Origin of the sequence: Niveispirillum lacus, assembly GCF_002251795.1 — a bacterium.
Classification (GTDB): Bacteria; Pseudomonadota; Alphaproteobacteria; order Azospirillales; family Azospirillaceae; genus Niveispirillum; species Niveispirillum lacus.
In genome coordinates this window covers 622,753-646,715 of record NZ_NOXU01000032.1, presented here as the reverse complement: position 1 = coordinate 646,715, position 23,963 = coordinate 622,753, and the positions used below count along the sequence as shown (strand labels likewise).

Sequence of the window (23,963 nt, the reverse complement as noted above, 5' to 3'; positions counted from 1 at the left end):
CAATCCGCCTCAATTCCGGGAAATCACAGCCAAGGATGCGGCAGCAAGGGCCAGATCACTGACCAATCCCACAACGGTACGGGTCAGGCTAAGGAAGTTGAACGGCTGTGGATCACGGGGCACAACGATGGTGGAACCCGGCGGGATTGGCACGCTGCCATCGCTAAAGCGCCCCATGTCCAACGGCTCAGACTCGCCGTTCGGATAAATGACAAAAGCGTCCGACAGTTCAGCCGCTCCTGTCTCACCGCCGGCCAGCTTGATGTAATCACGGGCAACCATACCGCTCTTGAACATGACGGAGCTGGGGTTCAACACCTCACCCGACACAGTGACATGCGAGGGGCGCTTGGGGATGACCAACTCGTCGCCTGGCTCCAGCACAAAATCCAGTTCCGGACGGGCCGCCAGGATCGTAGGGTCAACCTCCACCACAACACGGCCGACGGCGCGCGTGCTTTTCAGGCTTGCAATCAGACCCTGTAAAAACGGCAGAGCCTGGCGGGCCTGCTCAGCTTCCTGACCGGAAGCAGCGGCCAGAACACTGGGGATCGACTGCTCAAGCTCCAGTGCCGCACGGCGATACCCCGCTTCCTCCGCCTCCCGGACGCGTACACGGGTGAACACGGCACCATAGGGGTAGGCTTCCGGGGTGAGACCATCGACCCGGCGCAACAGTTCCGACAGACGTTCCCCGCGTTTAATATCATAACGACCGGGTCGAACAACTTCGCCCGCGACCTTGACAACACCGACCTCACGTTTGGCGACACGCGCGCTGACACGCACCACGTCGCCGGGATTAAGGGTCGATTGGTTCAACTGGCCCAGGGAGAGGCCGCTGGCGCGCTCTCCGGCGACATTGGTCATCTCCACGGCGTTGCTGTCGGCGTCAAGTGTGACACCGCCCACCGCCCGCATTACGCTTTCAGCCTTGGCCCCCGGCACCACTGGATAAACGCCGGGAAACCGAACCTCACCCTCGATGGAGATCGCGTATTCGAGCAGGAAAGGCAGCAGATCCGGATGACGGTGGAAGACCTTCGGGCAGGACCGGATATCAATCACCGGCGTGTCGGCGGATCGGCGCGAACCGGTGCGCAGGGCAACTGCATAACGCTGCTGCAACCCTTCAGAGGCGAGCGCAGCCAATGTCTGCAGGCCGCCACATTCGACATCCGATTCCACCAGCCGCACCCCTGTCGGGCTTTGCGGATCGGGATAGGTGCCGATCAGACGACGCTGACGGCTGGTCCCGTTGCCCTCCCGTCCTTCTGGCGTCTCATCCCAGTTCGGTTTCGGGCTGTAGCGGTCGCGGTCACCGTGCCCATCCAAGGCGCCGACGCTCCCCGACATGGTCTGGTCACGCCGAGCCATGGTTTGCTGGCTCTGCGCCCCGGTATCCTCGCCGCCCAGACTGACAGCAGCCCCGGCCATGGCCAGTTTCTCGGATGTCACAGTGCGATCAACCGCCAGTTTAACGCTGGGGGGCTGTTCACCGCGCAGTACCGCCTGCACGTCGGCAGAGCCCAGATAGCGGATATCGGCCTGGGAGAGCACAATGACCCGATCGCGTTCCCGCAGGGTCACATTCATGGCCCCGTCCATCACCCGCTGCAGATCAACCGGGATATACCGGCGCTGCCGGGTGACCGGGTCTTCCGTATCAATAACCGCTAAGGGCAGATACGGATTGGATGACAGGATATAGGGCTCATTCAACACGTCGCGCAGGGTCTTGCCCTGTGCCAGACCACGACCACCCGGCCGTTCCGCAGCACCTTCCAAGGCGATGGCATCACGGGGCAGTTCCACCGACAGGATGTCACCCGCCAGGATCTTGGCTGTGCTGGCAGCATCACGGATGGTTTGATTGCGGCCGGATTTGTCCAGACGCAGGATGTCCAGACGGTTGCCAACCGCTCGCTGCGCCCCGCCGGCCAGGTCCAGAACGGTGGACAGGCCGGCCTCGCGCGACTTCAATTCATAGATACCGGGTCGGACCACATCGCCCTGGACCGCCACGGTGTCTCCGATGGCCGGAACGATGATCTGGTCACCATCCTGCAGGCGCAGATCATTGACGGTCCGGCTGCCCAGCAGCACCTCATACAGATCGACAGGGATCTCTGTATTGCCGCGCAAGATACGTACCGACCGCAAGGAACCGGTCTTCTGGATACCATCAGCCTGCGAGAGGGCATCAATCAGGCTGGAAAAGCTGGTCAATGTATAGCGACCCGGTGCCCTGACTTCCCCCGTGACCAGCACGCCGATGGATCGCACGGACCCAACAGAGACAAAGACACTGGTCTGGAGGAACGCCGCCTGGGCCTGGGCTGTCAGATCGTCACGGAACTCGCCAAAGGGGCGGCCGGCTGCCGTTACGGGGGCCATGTTGGGCAACACCACCCGGCCCTCGCGATCGACCCGGACCGATGTGGTGCTGTTGACCTGTCCGCGCAGGGTTACGACAAGTTCATCACCGATCCCCAGCACATAATCATCCGGCACCGCACCGTTCAGCAGGGACGTGGCCGCCAAGCGGCGGTCAGACCGCAGATCATAGCCGAACTGTTCCAGCGGTTGGCCGCCGCGCTGACGATATTGCTGTTCAAGCGAGGATAGCCGGCGCTGTGACAAATTCCCATCCGCAAAGGCAGGATCGCGCGGGTCACGGGTGTCATACTGGCTCGGGTTGGATGGCATGTTCTGCCAAGGGTCACCGGCACTTGTGCTACGGGACCGGTCCAACATGCTGGGCGACGTCTGCTGTCCATCCGCCCATTGTCCCCGCTGTGCCTGCAACCGCTGAAGGTCAAGTGAACCTTCCGACAACTCAATGGTCTGGGCCATGCCGGGCATCACGGCACTGACAAGCAGGGCGGCACATGCTAGACCGGACCGCAAGTGCCGTCCGGCGACGGCGCCCCTGAACACACGACGCATCGAGTTCTCCATGACTCTTCCCAAAAGCGATCCCGGCATCCAGACGGCCATCAGCCGCCGACACTGCCTGGGTCTGGTCGCCGCCACGATACTGCCAGCAGGCGCCCTGACCGGGTGTGGAGACTTGGGTAACACTGAATCTCCGTACTGGGCAACTGTGGCGGCGGTCGGTGGGATCGGGGGCAAGGCACCCGTGACCCGCGCGCAGGCCGACGCGCTTCCATACGCCTCAATCCTGGCCTGGCTGGATGACAGCAGTCAGGCCTTTATGGTGCTTGGCGAAATCGGCGGAAATGGGGCGCTGTATTACTACAGCCAGACCCGCCAGGTTCTGGTGACGCGGGGGCCATTCCTGATCCAGACGGTGGGCCTGCCTGGCGACCTGTCACGGACACGACTGCCCGGTGATCAGGTGCCCGATCTGCGCCAACTGGTCGGCACTGAATGGGTCCGCCATGTCGATATCCAGGCGGCCGGCCTGTACGATCTGGAAGTGCGGGGTCAAGTCAGCCTGGTGGGCCTGGAAGATGTAACCATCCTGGACCGCCGCTACACATTGACCCGCCTGCGCGAGGCGGTGGTGATGCGTGGCATGAAACCGTTCAGCAACGATTACTGGATCGACACATCCGGCTTCTGCTGGAAATCGCGCCAGCATCTCCACGACCGCACGGCAGCGGTGAATATCGAGATCGTGAAACCGGCCGGGTAAAGCCAGTTGACCGCTGGCGACACATCACTGGCCGCCGGCAGAAATGCCGCAGAAACACGAAAAGGACCTTCGGGAGACACCCCGAAGGTCCAGTTCATCATCCAAGTCCACAGCCTGCTGGTGCGAACCCTGTCAGGGTCAGCGCGCCGACGCGGTCGTCGTGCTGGTGGCCGGGGGTGTCGTCTGGGTGCCCGGACCCGGACCGGGGCCCGGACCCGGCGCTTCTTCATCACCGCCACCAGAAGCGGCCGCCACGATGCCGGCAACGGCAACGGCGCCAACAACGGCAACAGTGCCCAGGGAACCCAGCGCGACGCCTGATGCACCAGCACCGGCGGCAGAACCCGTCGCGGTCGGCGCAGCCGCCGGAGCGGTGCCAGAAGTGCTCTGCGCATAGGCCACGCTCGGCGCAGCACCCAGGCCGAGGGCAAGCGTCAGAGCCAGGATTTCCTTTTTCATTGGTAAATTCCCCAGAGGTTGGACCGATGAGCCTTATACCACTTCTTTTTCGCGTTGCGAGAGGGTTCTTGTGTGAAGGCCCGCGTAAGATAGCATCATCACCGACGGCTGCAAGGGCGCATCGGCACCGGCGCACAGGGTCTGGGAAAGGACGGGCCTGGATGCAGGCACAGTATATCAATTTAATATCAATTACTTAGCGTTCTGGTCCCGACGGGGGCCGAAAATCAGTCAGACCATTGCGGACACGAAATTATCACATGCGGCGTACCGCTGAATGGTGGCGTTGCCACACCGCAACGCCGAACGGACAAAATGAAAAGATCGATTGCCGCCAGTCGCAGATGAACAGAAACCCACTAACGAGGGCCTTTCATTTCCCGGCTGGCATGATCAGCGATTCGGTTTATACCTTTTGGTAGAGGAGTAGCCGAATGCAGACCAAAACCGCCGATCGGACTATTCAGTTGCAGCTGGCTCTGCTGCAGGAAGACTTGATCCGCCTGCAAACCCGCTGCGCCGGCCTGCCACCACCACCGGATGTCACCATCGCCCTGCGCCAGTTTAAGGATCTGGGGCCGGCTTTCGAAGCTGTGGCGGCGTTCACCTCCGTCCTGCGATCCAACATCACCTCCCTGGACGAGGAACGTCGTCGGCAGGTGGAGCAGCAATTACGCCAACTGACCGTTTCCTTGTGGCAACTGCACCTCAGTGCTGTGGCGCCGCGCCTGGAACGCATGGCCGCCAATATCGGCCATATGCCGATCGGCACGCGTTTTGTACTGGAACGTTGGGTACGACAATTGACTGAGTTGCGGGAGGAGCAAGATGTCATTGCCGGTCTGGACCCGGCATTGCTGGCCAAGGTCGAGACCATGGCCAACTATCTTGCCAGTGACGCGCCCGATCTGACGGATTTCGGGCGTGGCTGATCTCTCCACCCCTCGCCTCTCTTGTGCTAAACTATTTCATCAGCCGGCGATTCGGACTGTCGGCATAAGAGGAATCATACGCGCATCATGAGCAGCATTCTTGACATCCTGAAGCCTTACGGTCGCCCAAGCCCCAAGGAGGAATCTATTCTGGACGCCATCCTGGAACGTCTGGGCCGCGGTGGTCTTTCACCCGAAGATGCCATTGATGAGATCATTGAGCGCTTGAATTGGCCGTTGGAACGGGCCGCTGCCGAAGTTGACGGCTATCTGGAATAGCCCTTGCTCCGGGCTCTATGCTTCGGGATAGGGTCGCGCCGACAGACGGGTTTGCACCGTCTGCTTGCGGCATCGTCGGTCAGTTGCAAAACAGGGATTTACACTGCCCCTGGACAAGAACAGCCGACCGGACCGGCACCCCATGCGTTTGCGCCTGCTTATTCCGCTGCTGATTCTGGCCATGACGGCTTCCCTGGTGGCCCTTGCCATTATGGGACTGGTTCGTGACTGGGAAGGAAAAAGCGCCGCCGACCGTTTCCTGGCGGCGGAACAGGGTCGGGGCGGGCTGGTTGAACTGGCAGGGGCGTTAGCCCTGGAGCGCAGCAGTGCTTATGTACTGCTGGCCCGTTTTGACCCGGTGACCGAGGCGCGGATATCGCAACTGCAAACGTTGCGGCGACAGACTGACGCCCGGCTGAATACGCTTTTGTCCCTGTTGAGTGCGTCGGAGCGGGCGCCCCGTGGGGGGGCTGAACTGGCCGCCAGCCTGACAAAGGCCCGCCGTGTCCTGACCGACTTGCGGGAGGAACTGGATCAGGCCCTGACGCTGCCGGCGGCCACCCGGCCGCCCGCGCTGGCTGACCGCTGGTTCGGCACACTGACTGCTCTTATTGATCAATCCCGTATTGCCCATCAGACACTGGCCGACCGGTCACCCGTCATTGATCCGTTGATCGCCGCCCACGCAGCCCTACGGCAATCCGCCTGGGTTGCGGCAGAACAGGCTGGCCAGATGCGGGCTCTTCTTGCTGCCGCCCTGCTGCATGGCAACGGCCCTGCTCTGGCGGAAACGCTGGCGGAGACCGAAACGCGCTTCGCTCTGGCCTGGGAAAATGTACGCCAATTGGCTGCACAGGGCGATGCCGGAATGGACCGGGTCCGTGTGGCGACCAGCGCAGCGGATGGCCTGCTGGCCAATCGGGTGGAACCGTTCCGCCGCGCTGTCCTGACTGCCGCCAGGGCCGGCACCGTCGATCGGGTGATGGCGGATGACTGGTTTTCGATGGCCACCACCGGCATCGAGGCTGTGCAGGCCGTTCAGTCGGCATCGCGGGTGGTGACAGAAACGCGGGTTCGGCAACTGTCGCAGGACGCGTTGATCCGGCTTGTCCGTGGTGCCCTTTTGTGTCTGGGGACCTTGATCATTGGTGGGATGGCTCTTGCCCTGGTGCATTGGCGTGTGCTGCGCCCACTGGCACAGTTAACTGCCGTCTTTGAGCAGATTGCGCGCGGGCAGACGGATGTCACCATGCCTGATGTTTCGCGTCCGGATGAGGTCGGGGATCTGGCACGGGCCGCCGCGGCCTTCCGTACCGTCCATCTGGCTGGCCAGAATCTAGCCGCGGCCTTGCGCCGCCGCGAACATCTGCTGGATCTGTTCATTCGCCACGCGCCCGCTGCTATCGCCATGCTGGACACCCAGATGCGCTATGTCGCGGTCAGCCGGCGCTGGTTATCGGATTATGACCTGGGTGAAAGCGAACTGATCGGTCGCAGCCATTACGACCTGTTCCCGGAAATCGGCGAACGGTGGCGGAACATCCATGCATCCTGTTTGCGTGGCGAACATGCCAGTTCCGACGAAGATCGCTTTATCCGGGCCGATGGCAGCATCAGTTGGGTGCGCTGGGAAATCCACCCCTGGCACGATAGCGACGGCCAGATCGGCGGCATCATCATGTTCACAGAGGTGATCACCGCCCGTAAACAGGCGGAGGATGACATGCGCCGCCTGACCACGGAGTTGCAAGCCATCGTCGACAGTGCCGACAATGCAATCATCATGACCGAACCTTCCGGTTTGATCCGTGCCTTCAACCGTGGGGCGGAACGAATGCTTGGCTATCGCGCGGTCGATGTGATCGGCAAACAGACGCCAAGACTGTTTCATGACGCAGCCGAAATCGCGCGGGCCGTGACCAAGCTGACCAACAGCCTGGGCCAGGCGCCAGCGAACCCTTTAGAGGTGTTTGTGCATCGCGCACGTCTGGGTAAGCCCGACCAGCGGGAATGGACCTATATTGCCCGGGATGGAAGGCGCGTTCCGGTCCTGCTGTCGGTCACGGCCATCCGGGATGCATCCGATAAGATCCAGGGATTCCTAGGGGTTGCGAACGACATTTCGCACCTGAAACAGATGGACCGGTTGAAGTCGGAATTCATCTCCACTGTCAGCCATGAGTTGCGCACGCCGCTGACCGCCATTCGCGCCTCGCTGGGGATGGTGAATTCTGACCTGTTTGGCACATTGCCGCCGGAAGCACGGCAATTGACCAATATTGCGCAGGAAAGCACCGAGCGCCTGATCCGTCTGATCAATGATCTGTTGGATATCGAAAAAATTGCGTCGGGCAAGATGCGCTTTGATCTGGTGCCCTGCTCGCTGCCGGCTCTGTTAGAGGACGCGATTCGTAACAATATGGCGCTGGCGGAAAAAGCCGGCCTCTCTCTGGTCGCAGGCCCTGGACTGCGTGCGCCGGACCGGATCGAGGCGACGGTGCTGGTCGACCCCGACCGCTTGGCCCAGGCTTTTGCCAATCTGATCAGCAACGCCGTCAAATTCTCCCCATCCGGCAGCACAGTCACCGTCTCCGCGACCCGATTGCCCGACGGGTGGGTACAGGCATCGGTGACAGACCAGGGCATCGGTATCGACGAAGCCTTCGGTCCCCGTGTCTTCCAACGGTTCGCCCAGGCTGATGGTTCGGATAGCCGGGCCAAGGGGGGGACAGGCCTGGGCCTGGCCATCACACGAGAAATCATTGAGCGCCAGGGCGGCCGCATCGGCTTCAACAGCGTGCCCGGCACCGGTACCCGGTTTCATATCGACCTGCCGCCGCACGAAAATGCGGCGCCAGATGCACCGGCACCGCCGAAGCCGGCACCGCTGACATCGCCGACGCTGGCACCCGGACGTCAGGATATCTTGATCTGCGAGGATGATCCGCAGATTGCCCGGCTTTTGTCATTACTGCTGGGAAGGGCCGGTTTTACGCCAGTGGTTGCCGGCACAGCGGCAGAAGCCTTGACGTTGCTGGCGCATCATCGTTTCAACGCTATGACCTTGGACCTGATGCTGCCCGACCTGCCCGGCATCAGTCTGTTCCGGGCCATCCGGGCACAGCCGGAAACACGCGACCTGCCGGTAATCGTGGTGACAGCCACCGGCGATGCTGAACGAGAGGCCCTGGCGGGAGAGGCCGTGGGTATCATCGACTGGTTGACCAAGCCGATTGACCAGGACCGACTGCTGGCCGCCCTGCATCGGGCCGCCAATGCCGGCACCGGCAATCGGCCGCGACTGCTGCATGTTGAGGATGACGCCGACATCCGGGCTCTGGTCCGCCGCCTGCTGTCGGGCCATGCCGATATCCATGCCGCCGAAACACTGGCGGATGCCCAGAAACTGGCACGGTCACTGACCTTCGATGTTGGCCTGATCGATATCGACATGCCGGATGGCTGCGGTCTGGACATTATCCCGGATCTGCGCGACCCGCAGGGTGGTCCGGTACCAGTCGTCGTGTTCACCGGCGCCGATGCCGGGCCGGTTGCCCTACAGCAAGTCAGGGCAACATTGGTCAAGGCCCAGGTCCGGAACGAGGAACTGGTGGACACAATCCGCCGGCTGATCCATAGGTTGGCGCCCGATCTGGAAACGAAAGTCCCGTCCCCCCCTGTGGAGTCCGCGTCATGACCCCTGTGCTGGAGCGCATCCTCTATGTCGAGGACGAAGAGATGCTGCGCACGGTGACCAATCTGGCACTGACCCGCATCGGAAAATTCAAAGTCGAACTCTGCGACAGTGGCACCAAAGCCGTGGAGATGGCGAAACAGTTCAAGCCTGACCTTGTCATGCTGGACGTGATGATGCCGGTGATGGATGGGCCCGCCACCCTTCGGGCTTTGCAGGATGACCCGGAAACGGCCCATATTCCCGTGGTCTTTATCACCGCCAAGGTGCAGCCACGAGAGGTGGAGGCGTTCCGCACCATGGGGGTGGTGGATGTCATCGCCAAGCCGTTCGAACCACTGGGACTGGCTGGGCAGGTTCGCGCCATCTGGGACCGTTTCCACGGTGGATAACCCGGCGCATCTCGGTCATACGCCAGTCAATACGAAGGCGGAATAATCCAGAAATGCCCCCGCAGGCTGCCGCCTGCGGGTCAGATGACAAAGTCCAGCGGATGTGACAAAGAGCGGCGGCGCCGCGACGCGTCGGCCAAGGTACAGCGGTCGAGAACCGTGGCCATTGCATCCCGGGCTTTTAACATTGCCCATCGGATAACGCAGGTCGCTGCGTCCTCGCAATCGTCACACGGCTCAAATTTTAACCGACTGGCACAGCGGATGGGTGCCAGTGTGCCGTCGATGACACGGATGATATCGCCAACCGACAGCGCGTCGGGTGGCCGGGCCAGCCGATATCCACCATGCCGACCACGTTGGCTTTGCAACAACCCGGCCTTGCGCATATCCAGAAGAATGGCTTCCAAAAACTTGGCCGGAATATTCTCGGCGGCGGCAATCTCTCCAATCTGGACTGTCGTTGCATCTTCGTAATGATCAGCCAGATGAATACAGGCACGAAGGGCATATTTTGCCCGCTGGGTCAGCATCGGGTTCATACTTTCCAGCACGGAACGATGGATACTTCATGGCCTGTCCCGGCGGCGATGGCAAGAGGGCGATTGCACCGGTCAGCCAGCAGGCTGTGTTTCGGCCCCTTCTGTCGCGGCTGCGCGGGTCAGTTCCGGCAAGCGGTCGGCAAGGGCGCTCTGCGCCCGACCGGCCGCCGCTTGCACTTGTGCCAGCAACCCCGCAACAAGGTCCCGGTCGGCGCCATTATCAATGGCCTGTTCCACTTTCCGTGCGGCCTGCGACAGTTCCATCAGGCCGAAATTACCCGCCAGCGACACCATGGAATGGGCATGGCCACGCAGCGCATCCAACGGCGTGGCCGGATCGGTGATGATGGCCAGCCTTTGTCGCAGTGAGCTGGCCACCTCCTGCATCATCGTTAACAGCGCGCCGGCACCCATGAGCAATTCAAGCTGCGACTGCATGGCGGCAGACATTACCTCCGCTTCTGGCTGACCCTTGGCCTGAACAGGCGCGGGGGCCGGGCCGATCCGCTGCGACCAGCGGGCAAGGGTCGCCACCAGATGGCTGGCCTCGATTGGTTTGGCGATATGATCATCCATGCCGGCCTTGCGGCAACGCTCGACCTCTGACGGCAGGGCATTGGCTGTCAGCGCGACGATCGGAATACGGCCCGCTGCCGATGGCAAGGCCCGGATCACCTTTGTTGCTTCCAGCCCGTCCATGCCTGGCATCTGCACATCCATCAGGACCAGATCATAGATCTGCCGCTGCACTGCCTCCACCGCGGCGCCACCATCGATGGCGATATCGACCCGGTGGCCGGCCCGTTCCAGTATGGCGCGGACCAGCAACTGGTTGACTGGTAGATCCTCTGCTACCAAAACATGCAGGGAACGGGTAGGCGGCCCCCCCTCACCGGCGGCAGCGGTGGGCAGGGCGGGCGCGTGTGCCGGCGGGTCCGCCGGGCAAAGGGGGATTTCAATCCAAAACTGGCTGCCGCGGCCGGCATCACTGAACAGACCAAGCCGTCCCCCCATCAGCCCTACAAGCCGCTTGCAGATGGCCAATCCAAGCCCCGTCCCACCATATCGGCGGGCCGTGGAGGCGTCGGCCTGATGAAATGGTTCAAAAAGCTGTGTTTGCCGCTCCGGGGCGATGCCGATGCCCGTATCCTCCACAAGGATGCGCAGCCACCGACCCGTATCGTCGCCGACGGTATCCGCGGTTAGCGAGACGCTGCCCGCCTGGGTGAATTTCACCGCATTGTTGAGCAGGTTTAGAACCACCTGCCGAACACGTGTTGGGTCCAGCATCAACCAGGGCGGCAGCGCCGGTGACAGGTTGATACGCAGGGTCAGTCCCTTTTCCTGGGCCATCGGGCGTACCAGTTCGGCGCAGGTCTGCAACATGCCCACCGTATCGGTCGGGATCTCTTCCAATTGCAGATGGCCCGCATCCACCTTGGCGAAGTCCAGAACATCATTGATGACGGCCAGAAGCGTCCGACCAGCCTCGGCCTGGAGACGGATGTAGCGACGACGTTCACTCTCCGGCAAATCCGCCGTCAGAAGCAGGTCGGCAAATCCGATCACGGCGTTCAACGGTGTGCGCAACTCATGGCTGACCGTAGCAAGAAACTCCGTCTTGGCCCGTGCTGCCGCTTCCGTCTCCCGCCGGGCGGCCATCAACGCCTCTTCCTGCGCTGTACGGTCACTGACATCGCTGATTGCACCGAAAATGGCGAACGGCTTTCCAGCACTGTCAAATTCCACCACGCCGCGTGTCAGGACATGCCGGACCTCCCCGGAAGGCCGGATGATCCGCAGCCCCATCTCATAGGAGGTGCCGGTCTGCATTGCGGCCTCCACCAGTTCACGCAGACGCGCACGATCCTCCGGATGGTGTGCGGCGAGGGTGGCCTCCATACTGGGCTGGTACCTGTCCTTGCGCAGGCCAAAGATCCGGTATACTTCGTCCGACCAGGTCAGGCGGCGTGTACCCAGCTCAAACCGCCAATGGCCGACCATCGCCAATTGCTCTCCCAAACGCAGAAGCCGGTTGGCCTCAGCCAGGTCGCGGGCGTGGGCCCGGCGGCGGCGGGATTCCATCTCCAAGGCGCGGATCATCAACCCCAGGCCCAGGCTGGCCACCATCGCGGCGATCAAGGCACGCCATGCCAGCGACCACCACGGCGTCAATATTTCCTCCACCCCCCGTCCCACAATGGCCACCAGGGGATAGGCGCGCATCTGGCGATAGGCCATCAGTCGGCGGACATTATCGATGGCGCTGATATCATCCAGCACCCCATAGGGGGATTGCCGGGCCATTTTCATGACCGCACTCTCAGCCATGGATTGCCCCAGACCGACCGCGCTGCTTGGATCACCGCTCCGGCCGGACCGGGCCCGGACAATGCCGTCCATGCCCAGGATGTTGACCACCCCGTCACTGCCAAGATCCAGTTTGTGATAGTAAGAAGAAAGGTAAAAGGGATCTACCGCCAGAACCATAACACCGGCGAGGCTGCCATCCGGTTTGTTCAGCCGGAGACTGATGGGAATTGACCATTTCCCCGACAGGCGCCCCACAATGGGGGGGCCGATGAAAATGGAACCAGTATCCTGGCGCAGGTGCGTAGAGATGTGGACGCGGTCCAAATAGTTGGTGATCCGCGCTTCCGGCCCTAGCGGCAGCGTGCTGTCCAGCAGATAACCGTCTGGGCCGATCAACGAAATCTGGACAGTGAAACCCTGGGGCATGGCGTGCTGCCCTAGGAATTCACGTAAACTGAACACGAGAGGGTCCGACTCGTATTCGGCCTTGGCTGTGCGCAGCGTCTGTTCAACCGATGACAAAATCCAAAAAGACTGTTCTTCAAACGCCAAAGCCAAATTGGCCAGATCGCGCTGCGCCTGTTGCAGGGCGCGTTCCCGTTCCAGCCACAGCAGGCTGCCCGTGCCACTCCAGATCAAAACCAGAGTCGATACCAAAACCAGGGCCAGCTTTTTGGACGCGAGAACCATCGCCCCTCCGGCGGCAGGCATGATTACCCGCCGAACGATCATACGGTGACGGCGTTAAGTATCAAAACAACAGTTTCACCAACCGATGCAGAAGGTTGGATGATCCGATCATCCGACGTCGGATACCGTTCCCTCCGGCCGAGGGTAGGTGATCGATATAACCTCCAGTTCCTCCACGCCTGCCGGGGTCCGCAGGCTGACAAGGTCGCCTTTACGGGCCTTCAGCAAGGCGCGGGCAACGGGGGAAACCCAACTGATGCGCCCCGGTCCCATGTCTGTCTCGTCCACACCGACAATGGTGACAGTATTTTCCGTCCCATCCTCGCGGGCATAGGTGACGGTGGCGCCAAAAAAGACCTGTTCGCGGTGCTTCTGCTGCGTCGGGTCGACGACATTGGCAATTTCCAGCCGTTTCGACAGGAACCGCATCCGCCGGTCGATCTCGCGCAGCCGCTTTTTGCCGTAGATATAGTCACCATTTTCCGACCGGTCGCCATTGCCAGCCGCCCAATGGACAATCTCCACCACTTTTGGGCGTTCGACCCGCAGCAATTGATTCAGTTCCGCCCGCATGCGCTCAAAACCCTGGGGCGTGATATGGTTCTTCTGCCCAACCGGCAGCGGGCTTGGATCATCGGGGCCGTCATCCGCATCGGCCGCCGTGTCGCGCGCATTTTCATTTACCCAGGCCTTGCTCATCCCACATCACCAACCGCTGGAACCCGGCAAGGTTTAGCGCGGTTGGCAACCAAAGGGAAAGGCCCGTCGCCCTAGCCGGCCAGGGCAATATCGGACACGTCCGACGCCGTCAGACGGGCCAAGCGATGGTCCGGAAGGGCGCAGAGCAGTTTCACCCGCCGCTCCACCATGCCGAACACCAGGTTCAACAGCGCACGACGTTCCGTCTCCGAACCTTCCAAGGCCAAAGGATCGGGGAAACGCCAGGTGACGATCATCGGGTTGCCGGTCCAGGCCGGCTGCTTCAAGGCTGCCGACTGTTCGCAGACATGGAAGACAAAATCCAGGTCAGGCGCATCGGGGCCGGTAAACAGGCCCCATTGTTTGGGCCGCAGGGTTTCTGTCTCAATCCCCACCCGGCCCAGCAACTCCAGCGTAATGGGGTCGGCCACTTCGCGGGGCTCGGGTCCAGCGGAGAACGTATCAAAACGCCCTGCCCCCCATTTGCGCAGAAGACCTTCAGCCATCAGGCTGCGCGAGGCGTTGCGGCGGCAGACAAACAGGACGTTGAACGGACGGTCTGGCGACATGGGATCGGCCCCGTTGCGGTATGGAAACCGAGGCCGGACTATCCGCATGATCGGCGACAGGATTGTCGCGGTTTGATGTCGTTTGCGTGAAGGGCGGATGCAATGATCCGCTGCACCCTACCCCTTGCGCGGGCCGTATCGCTTTTTGGGTGCCCCGCGGAAACCCTGCGGCGGCTTCGCCGGCCCGCCACCGCCAGGACGCGCGCCACCACCAGATTTACCCATGCGCTGACGCCGGGCCGTGCTGGCCAGCAATTCCGACAGCCGGCCCGCCACTTCGGCCCGCCGTTCCTCCACTGCCTTGCGGTCGGGGAACAGGCGGGGAAATTTACGAGCGGCCCAGTAATAGAGATCACAGGATCGGGACAGTTCCTCCAGGCCATAATCATCCAGCCGTTCCATGCGCGCAGGCACCACCAGACCCAGTGGCACCGGTTCGTCTTTTTCCACCGCGCGCAGGATCTGGTTGAAGAACCGGGCGTCCACCTCTTTCTCGGGATCACAAGGCATGAACAACAACGACAGTTTTTGTTCAAACCCGATATCGCGCTCGTCCAGGGATTGGGCCAGTCGGCGCAGCGCTGACAGGTCAGCCACCCGGTAGGGGCTGCCTGTGGTGCGGGCCGCGGCAAAACAATCAACCAGCAACATCATGCTGTCCCGCCCGATCCGACCGGCCAGGCGGTCCACCATGGCACGGGTCGGCCGCACGGTGAGCGCACGGCGCGGGCCAAAGGAAGGGTCGGGCCGCGTCCAGATGGTGCGCAGTTGCTGCACTGTCCCTTTGGCGACCACGCCGAACGCACCCTCCTCGTGATGGCCATAACGGCCGGCGCGGCCCGCGATCTGCTTCAATTCGGCGGGCGACAGTTCCCGCTGCTCCACCCCGTCGAACTTTTCCAAGGTGGTGAACAGCACGCGGCGAATGGGCAGGTTCAGTCCCATGCCGATGGCGTCGGTAGCGACCACCACATCCGCCTCGCCATTGGTGAAACGCTCGGCCTCCCGGCGGCGCACTTCGGGCGCCAGGGCGCCATAGATCACGGCCGCTGTCAGGCCCTTGGCCTGCACGATGTCGCGGACCAGATGCACATTACGCCGGGAAAAAGCGATCAGCGCATCGCCCTTGCGCACATCCTCATATTCCAGCCGCTGCTCGATCATATGCAGCGGCTGCTTGCGTTCCAGCCGCACAATCTCCAGCGGCTCGTTCAGATACAAGGCCACCCGCTCGATCAGCGGCAGCGCTTCCGGTGCGCCGAGCAGATAGACGGTACGGGCCGCAACGCCCATCAGTGCCGCTGTCCAGGCCCAGCCGCGATCCTTATCGGCCAGCATCTGGATCTCGTCGATGACGGCGACATCCACCACCTGTTCGGGGTCCAGCATTTCGATGGTGGAAGCCAGGTGCCGCGCGCCCGGCACGCGGATTTCCTCTTCCCCCGTCAGCAGGGTGGTGGGTGTACCCTCCCGGTTGAGCCGGTCCATGACTTCCAGGGCCAACAACCGCAGGGGGGCAAGATACACACCCTGTTCGGCCTCATGCAGCGCTGCCATGGCGCGGTGGGTCTTGCCGGAATTGGTGGGGCCAACCACGGCCACCAGTTTGCGGCCCATCGACCGTGCGGTGGGGAACAGCCGCTCGAACTTGGCGAAGTCAAACTCAGTATTGACGAAGGTCCGGCCACGCGCCACGGCGCGTTCCCGCAGCCAGGTATCCGCCACCTCTTCCCAGCGGCGCAGAATGTCGTTGGGCTGATGGTTGGTGCGGGCGACACGATACAGGCGCTGGGCGAGATTCTCGAACGTCCAACTGTCATCTGCCTCGCCAATCAGCCCGTGCAGGTGCCACAGGCGGGCCGCCACATCCGCCAGCGCCGTTTCCAGCATCTGACGCAGTGACGGATCTTCCACCAGATATTGGCGCAGAGTGGCGTCATCCAGGCCCGTCAGTTCATCAATATCGAAGCTGCGCGACACTTCCAGACGGATCGGGCCCGGCATCTCGGGAAAGGACAATTCGTCGTGTGTTCGGGCGCGCACCCGGCTTTTCGCCTCTGCCGCCAGCAGGGCCACAGGCGTGCCCTCCAACGCCCGGCGCCCCTGTTCCAGAAGCTCCGCCCGGCGCACCAGACGCGCCACCAGCCCTTCGATTTCCAGCGCAACGGCGTCCCGTCGCTCCGCCATCACCACCAGATCGCGTCGGCCCTGCGGCAACGGCAGGCCCAGCGGCACCATACCATAGGCGGCCGCCTGCTCCACCCGGTCCAGACCCAGGCGTCCGATGGTGGTGATTTCCGGATGATGCCGGGCGACGGCGAAGACGAGGTCCGGTTCCATCGGGGCGGACGGTTCCGGGGGCAGGGTATCCATGGGAATTCAGGCACCAGACAGGAAGAAAGCAATGTTGCAGGTGCACAATATGCGCCTGAAACTGGATTTTGCCCAGGGGGCAACAAGAATGGGGCTGTGCGCATCATCATTGCATGCCCGCCGGCGCGTGATAGCGTAACCTGCTTATTGCCCGCATGAGAAGGCCGTCCGCCATGGTCCCCTTCAGCGACGAAGCCGCCCTGGATCGGGGTTCCGCCCCATGGCGGGAGCGTACGCGAACCCCGCACCGCTGGATGATCGTGCTGCTGATCGGCGCGACGCTGGGCTTTCCGATCGCTCATTGGGCCGGGGTGTCGCTTCCCATCTCTATGGTTTTTGGCGCTTGCATCGGCGGCCTGTGCCTGGCTTTCAAGCATCGGTTGCTACTACCGGGCCTGCGCACCCGCATCGGCGATCTGCCACGCGGCTTCGGGCTGCCAGCCCTTTATCTGACCCATGGCGGGCTGATCATCATGGGCATCGCGCTGGCCCATATCATCAATGCCACCACCGGGCTGGACGTGGATGACGGTTCGCCCAACATCGATTTCTTCCAGATCTTCTCCTACTCCGCAGCGTCAGTGGTGCTGTTGCTGCTGCTTGATCAGAGCCGGAGCCTGATCGGTAATCCCGTGTTCTTCGCCCTGATCACCGGCCGCTATTCCCGGCCCGTGGAGGAGCAGCGCCTGTTCCTGCAGGTCGATATGGCCAATTCCACCGCCCTGGCCGCCCGCCTGGGGGACCGGGAGGCGATGCGGGTGGTCGGCCGCTTTCTTTATGCCCTGGGCGAACCGGTGCGCCGCCATGGCGGGGTGATTGACAAATATGTCGGCGACCAGGCGATCATCAGTTGGCGCCTTTCGGCCAGACGTCCCCAGGTGCCCGCCCTTTCCTGTGCGCTTTCCATCCGTCGGGCACTGACCGGCTTGGACCGGGAAATGGGCGTAGGGTTGGGCTTCCGCATCGCCCTGCATGCCGGCCCGGTCATCGTGGCCCAGGTGGGGGACGAACGGAAGGAGATCACCTATTTCGGCGACACGATCAATTCGCTGGCCCGCCTGGACGGGGTTGCTAAGGATCTGGGCCGCGACATCATCCTGACCGATGCGGCGCTGGCCGCTTGCCTGGCACTGCCGGGGATGCAGCCAACCCCGCTGGGCCCGGTCACACTGCGCGGCCGTGACGCCCCCATTTGGGTGCTGGGATTACCGCCCTACTGTACATCAACCCCATAGAAATCCAGGCGGGTGGAGGGCGATACACGGAAATCCATCACCTCCGGACGGATGGCTGTGAAGACCTGCGGGTGAGCAACCGGAATCCAGGGCATTCCCTGGCGGAAGAGGGCCTGGGCCTGGAAATAATAGGCTTTCCTGGCCTCCTGATCCGATGTGCGCCGGGCGGCAATGATCAGGCGGTCCAGTTCCGGATCGCACCAGCGGGCCAGATTGCCATTGCCCGGTTTGGCCGCTTCGCAGGACAGAAGGTCGGACCAGAAACGGTCCACTTCGTCACTCGACCAGCCATATTGGGCCATTGGCGCCTCTCCGAAACGCACCCGGCGCACATATTCCCCCCATTCATAGGTGACAATCCTGGCCTTGATGCCCACCTTGGCGAGGTCGCCCTGAATCATTTCCGCGATGCGGCGGGGGGCCGGATTATAGGGACGGACCACAGGCATGGTCCACAGTTCGGTCTCAAACCCATCCTTTAGGCCGGCCTCGGCCAGGAGGGCCTTGGCCCGGGCGGGATCATGGGGCAGATCGCCAATGCGCGCGTCAAAGGCCCAATGGCCCGGCGGAATCGGGGTCACCGCCGCCCGACCGGTCCCCATATAGGCTTGATCCAGAATGGATTTTTTATCGACCGCCAAGTTGATGGCCAACCGAACGCGGGCATCGTCGAACGGCTTTTTCTGCATGTTCATGGCGACATAGCCGACCGACATGGCATCCACGGCCACTAACCGGACATCCTTGTCCTGACGCATACGGTCCAGGTCAGCCGGGTTGGGGTAGGTCATGGTATGGCATTCACCGGCTTTCAGCTTGGCATACCGTACCGTCGCATCCGGTGCGATGATAAAGACCAATTGGTTCAGTGGTGGGACGCCACGCCAATATTCCCTATTGGCGCGCATACGTACTTCAGTATCCAGCAAATGCCGTAACAGTTGAAATGGGCCAGTGCCTATCGGCTCCAGGTCCACCTTTTCTGGTGTTCCTGCCTTCAGCATGGAAGCGCCATATTCAGCCGACTGTATGGACATGGCATGACTGGCCAGAGCATAGAAAATACCGGCATCCGGCTCCTTCAAGCGGAAGCGCACCTTGTAAGGCTCCAGCTTTTCAACGGCGATCAGGTTGGTGGATAAGCCCAGATTATGGAAGGCCGGGTAGATCCGGCCGCCGGCAACCGCGTGATAGGGGTGGGATTTATCCATCTGTCGCGCAAAAGAAAAGACAACATCATCAGCATTAAAGTCACGAGTCGGGGTAAACAATTTGGATCGGTGCCACTTTACACCCTGGCGCAGGTTGAAAATAATAGTCCTTCCTGCATCAGACAGTTCCCAACTGGTCGCCAACTGCGGCTCCAGTTCCAGCGTACCGCGCTTTATATTCACCAGCTTTTCATAGATCTGCTGAGCCACATCATAAGAATTGCCAGAGGTAGAGTATTGTGGGTTCAAACTGTCCGGAGCGGCTTCCGCGCAATGGACCAGGGTCTTGGCGGCGGTTGGCCCAACCCCCGCTACCAGCGCCAACGCCAACATCAGCAGCAAAACCCGTGACCGGACCTGCATTTTTCCCCCGCCAGGCTGAACCCATGACAGATCACCATGGGCAGGGTGGGTGTGCAAGCGGGGCCTGCGACAAGCTGGATCGAGACAGGGAAAAGCCGCAAGTGTATGGTCCATACAATTTCCATGCAATTTTCGTGTATGGTCCATACAATGGAGAGTCCCATGGCCAGCAAACAGAAGGTTGATTTTTCGACGACATCGTTTGGGATCGGCATTAAAGGCCGCTGCCCCCATTGTCGCGAGGGGTCGATCTTTTCGGGCTATCTGGCGCTGGCTGCGCGCTGCCCGACCTGCGGGCTGGACCTGTCTTTTGCCGATCCGGCCGACGGGCCGGCCTTCTTCACCATGTCGATCGTCAGCTTTCCCTTGACCGGTTTTGCGGTCTGGCAGGAGTTGGTGTTCCAGGCACCCTATTGGGTGCATCTGTTGACCACCCTGCCCGTCACCATCCTGTCGGTCCTGGCCCTGTTGCGACCGTTGAAGGGCTGGCTGGTCTGTGCCCAGTATATGAACAAGGCGGAACAGGGTCGGCTGGATGATGGCGGGGACGAAACAGGTCAAGGGTAACGGCGTATGAGCGACTGGATGCCCCCTGCCCTGCCGTCTGGCGTGCCCCTGTACAAGGCCATCGCCGATGCCATCGCGGCCGATATCACCTCGGGCGCCCTGCCGCCGGGCACCCGCCTGCCCACGCACCGGGCCCTGGCGGAAGCGATGGGCATTGATCTGACGACCGTCACCCGCGCCTATACCGAGGCCAGGATACGCGGGCTGGTGGAAGCGGCGACGGGGCGCGGGACCTATGTTGCCGGTGCCGCCAGCCCGCAGCGCACCAAGGTAGAGCTGGACTTGTCCATGAACCTGCCACCACAGCCCGCCAGCGCCAATCTGGCCCTGCGGTTGGGCCGGGCCATGGCGGGGCTGACGCGGCGGTCGGACCTGTCCAGCCTGCTGAATTACCAGCCCAGCGGCGGCGGCGACGGCGACCGGCGGGCGGGCGCCACATGGCTGTCACCGCGCATTCCCGATCTGGATGCCGGCCGGGTGCTGGTCACGGGGGGGGCGCAGGCCTGTCTGACGGCGCTGCTGGCCGTGTTGTGCGACTGGGGCGGGCATATTCTATCGGACCCGTTCTCCTATCCGGGTTTCCGCATGGCGGCGCAGTTGCGCGGCCTGTATGTGACGCCGGTCCAGAATGATGCCATGGGCATGGTACCCGAGGCGCTGGCCAGCGTGGTGCGCGATGCCGGTGGGCCGGTGGCCGTTTACCTGATCCCTACAGCCCAGAACCCGACGGGCACCACCATGCCGCTGGAGCGGCGGCACGCCCTGGTGAAGGTGGCGCGCGAACATAACCTGATCCTGATCGAGGATGATGCCTATGGCATGCTGGCCGATCCGGCATTGCCGCCGCTGGCCGCCCTGGCACCGGAACGGGTCTGGCATATTGCCAGCCTGTCCAAATGCCTGACGCCGGGGCTGCGCGTGGCCTATCTGGTGATGCCGCCCGGCGCCGATGTGCCGGCGGTACGCCTGCATCTGCGCGGCACAGCCCAGATGGCCCCGCCACTGTCGGTGGCCGTAGCAACCGGGTGGATTGAGGATGGCACGGCGCAGGAGATCCTGGCCGCCATCCGGCAGGAGGCAGAGGAGCGCCAGGCCATCGCGCGGCGCGAGCTGCCCTTAGGCTCCCTCTCGGCGCACCCCCAAGGGCACCATGGCTGGATCACCCTGCCGCCGTTCTGGACCGACCGGGCCTTTGCTGAGGCCGCACGCAAGATGGGAGCGGCGGTCATTCCCGGTGCGGCCTTTGCCATGGCCCCGGAACCGCCGGCCCGGTTTGTGCGGGTGGGTCTTGGGGCGGCCCCCGATCAACAGGCGCTGACGGTAGCGCTGCGGCGGCTGGCGGCCCTGATGCGCAACGGGCCGGTGGCGGAGGAAGAGGTGGTTTGAGGGGGGCGGCTCCCCTGACGCTCTGCCGCCTCCCCGGCGAAGGCCGGGGTCCAGGGGGTGCATGCCCGACTTTTCGGCGGTGTTGAGCGGGGCAGGGTGTGCCTTTGGCCCCTGGGCCCCGGCCTTCGCCGGGGAGGCGTTTCTTATTGTTGGGGCGAGTGGAAGCGGATAGGCATTTGGACTGGCGGAGGGATGATGTATTCTAATCTTCAACTTTATTGAGGTGGAATGCCAGCGGATGGAACGGGTGGGCTATGTATACATCATGGCCAACCGGCGGAATGGCACCCTTTATATCGGCTGGACGGGCGATCTGACCCGGCGGGTTTATGAACATCGCAATGGCTTGCTGCCCGGCTTTACCCGGAAGTATGGGTGCAAGTTTCTGGTTTATTATGAGCTGTTTGGCGATCCGGGCGGAGCGGTCCGGCGGGAGAAACAGCTGAAGGAATGGCAGAGGGCGTGGAAGATCAGGTTAATCGAGCAGGATAATCCGCTTTGGGTTGATCTTTACCCGACCTTGGCGTGAGGACGTTCTTCGGTCTCCATCATTTTTGCCTCCCCGGCGAAGGCCGGGGCCCAGGGAGCGCGTGCCCGACGGCTGTACGGCGGAGAGCGGGGCAGGTGGACAGGGGTGTGCCTTTGGCCCCTGGGCCCCGGCCTTCGCCGGGGAGGCGGATTTCCTTTGGGGTGGGGGCGGTAGTGAACGGGTGGCCTCACCCCTTCCGGCACACGATGTAATCCAGCGCCGGCACGGTGACGCTGTAGGCCGTCCCCTGCCCTGTCGCGCAAGCGCCGTGCAGGGCGGTCCAGGTGGTGCCCGGCCCTTCGGTGTCGAGGTTGACGGAGCGGGGTTTGGTGTCGGTGTTGGCGACGATAAGGAATTGTTCGCCGCGCGCGTCGTCGATGCGGGAGAAGGCCAGCAGGCCCGGACCCTTGCGTTCGAAATAGCGCATGACCGTGCGGCCCTGGCGCAGGCCGGGATGGGCCTGACGGATGGCGGCCATGCTGGCAAACGCGCGATAGAGGCTGTGGCTGGGCTGGAAGGCGTCGCCCGTGCGGGGGCCGATGGTGCCCAGCCGTTCTTCGGTATTGAACTGCTTCGACGCGTTGGCGAACATGGGCTGGCGTGAGGCCTTGTCATCGCCCAGGCCCACGAAGCCCTGTTCATCACCGTAATAGAGGGTCGGCACGCCACGCGAGAAGAACATGATAGCGTGGCCGAGCGCGACGCGGGCCTGCAGCTCTTCCGCCTTCATCTTGGGATTGGCCTTGCGGATCTTGAACGCCAGACGCCCCTGATCATGGTTGGAAATGAAGGTGGCCAGTTGCAGGGCCGTGGCGTCACCACCGGGATACAACCGATCGGCGCGGAACAGGCCATCCCACAGGTCGAGGTCGGCGCCCAGGCCCAGCGTGTCGCGCGCGGCCACGGCCACACCGAAATCCAGCACTGAGGGCAGGCCCAGAATGCCGGTATAGGCGGCGAGGTCCGCCGGCTTCTCATTCGCCACTTCACCGAAAATGATGAAGTTGGGAATGCCCTGCGCCTTGGCGAAGGCCGTAATCTCGGGCACGAAGCGGTGCCAGAATTCCGGGTTCACATGTTTGGCGGTGTCGAGGCGATAGCCGTCGATGCCATATTCCCGGATCCAATGCTTGTAGATCTCAATCATCCCGTCCACCACGGCGGGCTGTTCGGTGTAAAGATCGTCCAGGCGGGAGAAATCGCCAAAAAGACTGTCCTCCCCGCTGAAGTGACTGTCGCCACGATTATGGTAATGGCGCGGATCATTCATCCAGGCGGGATTTTTCACACTGGCTTCCGCCGCCGGGACATAAGGTGTGTAGGCGTAAGTGATGTCGGTCAGCGTGGCGTAGTTGGGCACCGTCTGATGGGCCGCACCATCGCCCTTGAAACCCGGATTGATGGCCGCACCGTCCGATGCGCGGCGCGTGGTGGGAAAGTCGCCCTTGGACCGGTAGGGGCAGGGTTTGGACATGCTGCTGCCGTCGCATTCCCGGTACTGGATCACGTCGCCCGTATGGTTCACCACAATATCCATGATGACCTTGATATTGCGGGCATGCGCCGCGTCGACAAAGGCCTTGAAGGCCGCATTGCCGCCCAAATGCGGGTCGACATTCAGGAAATCCAGACCCCAATAGCCGTGATAGCCCGCCGACAGGCCGCCATCATATTTGTGCACCACCTTGTTCACGACGGGCGGAGTGACCCAGATGGCGGTGACGCCCAGACCCTGGATATAATCCAGCTTCTGTGTCAGGCCCTGGAAATCCCCGCCATGGAACATGCCGATATCGGTGGGATCATAACCTGTCTGTTCCGGCCCACCCGTCAGCCCGCCCTTGTCATTGGCGGTATCGCCATTGGCCATGCGGTCGGTGACCACAAAATAGACCACGTCATCGGCAAAGGGCCGATCCCGGTAGGGGGCCGGGCTTTCAGCCAGCGCAGGGGCGGCCAGGGCCAGCAGGGTGGCGGCGGTCGTCAGCAGGCGGGGCATGGCGGGTCCTTCTCTGTGGGGTGGCGGGGTATCTGCCGCCTCCCCGGCGAAGGCCGGGGTCCAGAGGCCG

General features: G+C 62.5%; 18 protein-coding genes. 9 read left to right on the top strand and 9 right to left on the bottom strand.

The features are described 5' to 3' along the window. Positions 1-9 precede the first annotated feature (9 nt). Positions 10-2,949, bottom strand: a complete 2,940-nt coding sequence (locus tag CHU95_RS21765; protein WP_165772311.1) for a polysaccharide biosynthesis/export family protein — start codon at positions 2,947-2,949, stop codon at positions 10-12. A gap of 10 nt (positions 2,950-2,959) precedes the next feature. Between CHU95_RS21765 and CHU95_RS21760 the strand changes: the two genes are divergently transcribed. Next, positions 2,960-3,661 (top strand): YjbF family lipoprotein, encoded by a 702-nt coding sequence (locus CHU95_RS21760; RefSeq protein WP_165772310.1) that lies wholly within the window; start codon positions 2,960-2,962, stop codon positions 3,659-3,661. Between the two features lie 138 nt (positions 3,662-3,799). Here the strand turns inward: CHU95_RS21760 and CHU95_RS21755 are convergent, their stop codons facing one another. Continuing rightward, positions 3,800-4,120: a hypothetical protein gene (locus CHU95_RS21755; protein WP_207762585.1), complete on the bottom strand. Its 321-nt coding sequence runs from the start codon at positions 4,118-4,120 to the stop codon at positions 3,800-3,802. A gap of 434 nt (positions 4,121-4,554) precedes the next feature. Between CHU95_RS21755 and CHU95_RS21750 the strand changes: the two genes are divergently transcribed. The 4 genes from CHU95_RS21750 (at position 4,555) to CHU95_RS21735 (ending at position 9,417) form a co-directional block, all read left to right on the top strand. After that, positions 4,555-5,052 (top strand): hypothetical protein, encoded by a 498-nt coding sequence (locus tag CHU95_RS21750; protein ID WP_094458494.1) that lies wholly within the window; start codon positions 4,555-4,557, stop codon positions 5,050-5,052. A gap of 87 nt (positions 5,053-5,139) precedes the next feature. After that, on the top strand, positions 5,140-5,331 hold the full coding sequence (locus CHU95_RS21745) for a hypothetical protein (RefSeq protein ID WP_094458492.1): 192 nt from the start codon (positions 5,140-5,142) through the stop codon (positions 5,329-5,331). Between the two features lie 142 nt (positions 5,332-5,473). Next, positions 5,474-9,028: a response regulator gene (locus tag CHU95_RS21740; protein ID WP_094458490.1), complete on the top strand. Its 3,555-nt coding sequence runs from the start codon at positions 5,474-5,476 to the stop codon at positions 9,026-9,028. Further along, the gene (locus tag CHU95_RS21735) at positions 9,025-9,417 is read left to right on the top strand and encodes a response regulator (RefSeq protein ID WP_094458488.1); all 393 of its coding nucleotides are present in this window, start codon (positions 9,025-9,027) and stop codon (positions 9,415-9,417) included. Before CHU95_RS21740 ends, CHU95_RS21735 begins: the two co-directional genes overlap by 4 nt. 80 nt (positions 9,418-9,497) lie before the next feature. Here CHU95_RS21735 and CHU95_RS21730 read toward each other — a convergent pair whose 3' ends face one another. The 5 genes from CHU95_RS21730 to CHU95_RS21710 form a co-directional block, all read right to left on the bottom strand. After that, entirely contained in the window at positions 9,498-9,959 is a 462-nt protein-coding gene (locus CHU95_RS21730; protein WP_342744762.1) for an RrF2 family transcriptional regulator, read from the bottom strand. A gap of 72 nt (positions 9,960-10,031) precedes the next feature. Then, complete coding sequence (locus CHU95_RS21725) at positions 10,032-12,962, bottom strand: ATP-binding protein (RefSeq protein ID WP_165772309.1); 2,931 nt, start codon at positions 12,960-12,962, stop codon at positions 10,032-10,034. 108 nt (positions 12,963-13,070) lie between these two features. Further along, complete coding sequence (gene greB, locus CHU95_RS21720; RefSeq protein ID WP_094458482.1) at positions 13,071-13,661, bottom strand: transcription elongation factor GreB; 591 nt, start codon at positions 13,659-13,661, stop codon at positions 13,071-13,073. A gap of 71 nt (positions 13,662-13,732) precedes the next feature. Further along, the gene (locus tag CHU95_RS21715; RefSeq protein ID WP_094458480.1) at positions 13,733-14,230 is read right to left on the bottom strand and encodes an arsenate reductase ArsC; all 498 of its coding nucleotides are present in this window, start codon (positions 14,228-14,230) and stop codon (positions 13,733-13,735) included. Positions 14,231-14,347: 117 nt separating this feature from the next. Further along, positions 14,348-16,603 (bottom strand): helicase-related protein, encoded by a 2,256-nt coding sequence (locus CHU95_RS21710; RefSeq protein WP_094458478.1) that lies wholly within the window; start codon positions 16,601-16,603, stop codon positions 14,348-14,350. 173 nt (positions 16,604-16,776) lie between these two features. Here CHU95_RS21710 and CHU95_RS21705 point away from each other — a divergent pair, with 173 nt between their 5' ends. Further along, the gene (locus CHU95_RS21705) at positions 16,777-17,838 is read left to right on the top strand and encodes an adenylate/guanylate cyclase domain-containing protein (protein ID WP_165772308.1); all 1,062 of its coding nucleotides are present in this window, start codon (positions 16,777-16,779) and stop codon (positions 17,836-17,838) included. On the opposite strand, the gene CHU95_RS21700 is transcribed toward CHU95_RS21705, so the two are convergent. Further along, positions 17,817-19,412: an ABC transporter substrate-binding protein gene (locus CHU95_RS21700; RefSeq protein ID WP_165772307.1), complete on the bottom strand. Its 1,596-nt coding sequence runs from the start codon at positions 19,410-19,412 to the stop codon at positions 17,817-17,819. The genes CHU95_RS21705 and CHU95_RS21700 overlap by 22 nt on opposite strands. A gap of 162 nt (positions 19,413-19,574) precedes the next feature. Between CHU95_RS21700 and CHU95_RS21695 the strand changes: the two genes are divergently transcribed. From CHU95_RS21695 to CHU95_RS21685, 3 genes are all read left to right on the top strand, one after another. Continuing rightward, entirely contained in the window at positions 19,575-19,979 is a 405-nt protein-coding gene (locus CHU95_RS21695) for a DUF983 domain-containing protein (protein ID WP_094458628.1), read from the top strand. Between the two features lie 6 nt (positions 19,980-19,985). Further along, the gene (locus tag CHU95_RS21690) at positions 19,986-21,365 is read left to right on the top strand and encodes an aminotransferase-like domain-containing protein (protein WP_094458472.1); all 1,380 of its coding nucleotides are present in this window, start codon (positions 19,986-19,988) and stop codon (positions 21,363-21,365) included. Positions 21,366-21,603: 238 nt separating this feature from the next. After that, a complete protein-coding gene (locus CHU95_RS21685; protein ID WP_094458470.1) occupies positions 21,604-21,894 on the top strand; it encodes a GIY-YIG nuclease family protein in 291 nt (96 codons plus the stop codon). A gap of 187 nt (positions 21,895-22,081) precedes the next feature. On the opposite strand, the gene CHU95_RS21680 is transcribed toward CHU95_RS21685, so the two are convergent. After that, complete coding sequence (locus tag CHU95_RS21680) at positions 22,082-23,893, bottom strand: alpha-amylase family glycosyl hydrolase (RefSeq protein WP_207762584.1); 1,812 nt, start codon at positions 23,891-23,893, stop codon at positions 22,082-22,084. Positions 23,894-23,963 lie beyond the last annotated feature (70 nt).

Excerpts from the sequence above, each read along its gene's own strand:
- CHU95_RS21725 (WP_165772309.1), bottom strand. The coding sequence starts at position 12,962 with ATGGTTCTCGCGTCCAAAAAGCTGGCCCTGGTTTTGGTATCGACTCTG.
- CHU95_RS21730 (WP_342744762.1), bottom strand. The coding sequence starts at position 9,959 with ATGAACCCGATGCTGACCCAGCGGGCAAAATATGCCCTTCGTGCCTGT.
- CHU95_RS21745 (WP_094458492.1), top strand. The coding sequence starts at position 5,140 with ATGAGCAGCATTCTTGACATCCTGAAGCCTTACGGTCGCCCAAGCCCC.
- greB (WP_094458482.1), bottom strand. The coding sequence starts at position 13,661 with ATGAGCAAGGCCTGGGTAAATGAAAATGCGCGCGACACGGCGGCCGAT.
- CHU95_RS21710 (WP_094458478.1), bottom strand. The coding sequence starts at position 16,603 with ATGGATACCCTGCCCCCGGAACCGTCCGCCCCGATGGAACCGGACCTC.
- CHU95_RS21765 (WP_165772311.1), bottom strand. The coding sequence starts at position 2,949 with ATGCGTCGTGTGTTCAGGGGCGCCGTCGCCGGACGGCACTTGCGGTCC.
- CHU95_RS21695 (WP_094458628.1), top strand. The coding sequence starts at position 19,575 with ATGGCCAGCAAACAGAAGGTTGATTTTTCGACGACATCGTTTGGGATC.
- CHU95_RS21715 (WP_094458480.1), bottom strand. The coding sequence starts at position 14,230 with ATGTCGCCAGACCGTCCGTTCAACGTCCTGTTTGTCTGCCGCCGCAAC.
- CHU95_RS21680 (WP_207762584.1), bottom strand. The coding sequence starts at position 23,893 with ATGCCCCGCCTGCTGACGACCGCCGCCACCCTGCTGGCCCTGGCCGCC.
- CHU95_RS21740 (WP_094458490.1), top strand. The coding sequence starts at position 5,474 with ATGCGTTTGCGCCTGCTTATTCCGCTGCTGATTCTGGCCATGACGGCT.
- CHU95_RS21760 (WP_165772310.1), top strand. The coding sequence starts at position 2,960 with ATGACTCTTCCCAAAAGCGATCCCGGCATCCAGACGGCCATCAGCCGC.
- CHU95_RS21755 (WP_207762585.1), bottom strand. The coding sequence starts at position 4,120 with ATGAAAAAGGAAATCCTGGCTCTGACGCTTGCCCTCGGCCTGGGTGCT.
- CHU95_RS21705 (WP_165772308.1), top strand. The coding sequence starts at position 16,777 with ATGGTCCCCTTCAGCGACGAAGCCGCCCTGGATCGGGGTTCCGCCCCA.
- CHU95_RS21735 (WP_094458488.1), top strand. The coding sequence starts at position 9,025 with ATGACCCCTGTGCTGGAGCGCATCCTCTATGTCGAGGACGAAGAGATG.
- CHU95_RS21750 (WP_094458494.1), top strand. The coding sequence starts at position 4,555 with ATGCAGACCAAAACCGCCGATCGGACTATTCAGTTGCAGCTGGCTCTG.
- CHU95_RS21700 (WP_165772307.1), bottom strand. The coding sequence starts at position 19,412 with ATGCAGGTCCGGTCACGGGTTTTGCTGCTGATGTTGGCGTTGGCGCTG.
- CHU95_RS21690 (WP_094458472.1), top strand. The coding sequence starts at position 19,986 with ATGAGCGACTGGATGCCCCCTGCCCTGCCGTCTGGCGTGCCCCTGTAC.
- CHU95_RS21685 (WP_094458470.1), top strand. The coding sequence starts at position 21,604 with ATGGAACGGGTGGGCTATGTATACATCATGGCCAACCGGCGGAATGGC.